Annotated in this window: 2 protein-coding genes; both read left to right on the top strand. The window is 52.2% G+C overall.

What is annotated here, in order from left to right; genetic code table 11:
- The first annotated feature begins 67 nt into the window (after window positions 1-67).
- The gene (locus tag R84865_RS13260; protein WP_435639913.1) at window positions 68-331 is read left to right on the top strand and encodes a hypothetical protein; all 264 of its coding nucleotides are present in this window, start codon (window positions 68-70) and stop codon (window positions 329-331) included.
- A gap of 246 nt (window positions 332-577) precedes the next feature.
- Complete coding sequence (locus R84865_RS13255) at window positions 578-871, top strand: hypothetical protein (RefSeq protein ID WP_435639912.1); 294 nt, start codon at window positions 578-580, stop codon at window positions 869-871.
- Window positions 872-923 lie beyond the last annotated feature (52 nt).

The raw sequence follows: 923 nt of genomic DNA, 5'->3' as shown, positions 1-923 counted from the left end.
GCTGATAATAGTCGGTACATATTCCAACAGCTCGCCACGGCGGGCTTTATTTTTGTCAGGAGGATGTATGAGCGATGTAATGGCTGATCGAATGAGTGACTACATGGCTGAACGCGAGGAAGACGTGAGGTCGCGTAAAGGTATGGAATCTGCCTTCCCTAGCAACAGCGAAATCTTAGGTCATTGCGAGGGAATGCTGTTGCGCGACTGGTTTGCTGGCCAAGCGCTCCAATTCGCATGGATGGATATCAATGTTGAAGGGAATGTTAAGAAGACAGCCGAAAGCGCTTATCTAGTCGCAGACGCAATGATGGAGGCCCGCAAAAAATGATAACGCCAAACCACACGAAGTCAATGATCGAGCGCGACTACCCCAATCAGTGCCTGATAGCCAAACCGGTTCGGAAGCGCATCGACGACTGCCAGCCGCGAGTGCTGCGTTTTGCCGAGCTAGCTAACAAGGAACGGCTCGAGTCGTACCGGAGGCGTCGCGGATGGTGAGCAGCATCATTTTCTGGTCATCGGTAGACGCAGTGATGTTTGTGCTGATCGCACATGGGTTATGGAGGGGTTGGTTATGAGCGTTGAACGGGAAATAGCGCGGCATGCAGAAGAGCAGGGAAGGATTGAAGATCGCAAGGAAGCGCAGGATGCCGAGAGCGAAAAATATTGGGCTGAGCTTCGCGCTGGCAACAGCTATGGCGGCATTGACATTGAGAAAGTCGATGAAGAGATCGCGGATTGCGCGGAGATCGGCACGATGATTCGCGAGGCTGTCGTCAGCGGCAATTACGACAAGCTGAAAGATCGCGTCGATAGCGTTATCAATCGAGCGATTGATCGAGAGCTGGGAATCAAAACAGCAGCATAAAGAAACGCCAGTGTTAGCGGCACTGGCGAATCAGTGAATCGCACAGATTCGA

It is taken from the genome of Carnimonas bestiolae (genome assembly GCF_051251145.1).
In the GTDB taxonomy this organism is placed as follows: domain Bacteria; phylum Pseudomonadota; class Gammaproteobacteria; order Pseudomonadales; family Halomonadaceae; genus Carnimonas; species Carnimonas bestiolae.
This window is presented reverse-complemented; position numbering and strand designations above follow the sequence as displayed.

What these genes read in the sequence shown, in the direction of transcription:
- R84865_RS13255 (WP_435639912.1), top strand. Translation starts at nt 578, where the DNA reads ATGAGCGTTGAACGGGAAATAGCGCGGCATGCAGAAGAGCAGGGAAGG.
- R84865_RS13260 (WP_435639913.1), top strand. Translation starts at nt 68, where the DNA reads ATGAGCGATGTAATGGCTGATCGAATGAGTGACTACATGGCTGAACGC.